Consider the following 311-nt stretch of genomic DNA (forward strand, 5'->3'; position numbering starts at 1 on the left):
CTACCCGACCGCCCGTGTCGTTCGGAAGGTCGGCACGGTGCGTGATCAATGACCTTGCGTTGTGTTGAATGGAAGCAGGGCCTGCGCCGGTCGTGCGAAGCGGGCATGCCGCGACGGGTGGTCCCGGGTCACGACGCCGGTGTAGGCCTGTTTCGCGAGCGGCTCGGCTTTTCAGGTCATCCGTGGAGCGCGCCGCCTCGTCGCTTGATGGTGCAATGCCGCCGGCTCGACGTTGTGAGCCGCACGAGTTTCGAAGGCTTGTTTGACGGTAGTTCTCTGATTGAACGAACCGGGAGCAAGGTTCAGCGCCG

The 311-nt window shown here is 64.0% G+C and carries 1 protein-coding gene; it reads left to right on the forward strand.

Annotation, left to right across the window (positions count from 1 at the left end):
- Positions 1–48: 48 nt before the first annotated feature.
- A partial coding sequence (locus SB751_RS29225; RefSeq protein WP_410748933.1) for a hypothetical protein occupies positions 49–311 on the forward strand: 263 nt, incomplete at its 3' end.

The organism is Cupriavidus sp. SIMBA_020 (assembly GCF_046535395.1).
GTDB classification, from domain to species: Bacteria; Pseudomonadota; Gammaproteobacteria; order Burkholderiales; family Burkholderiaceae; genus Cupriavidus; species Cupriavidus campinensis.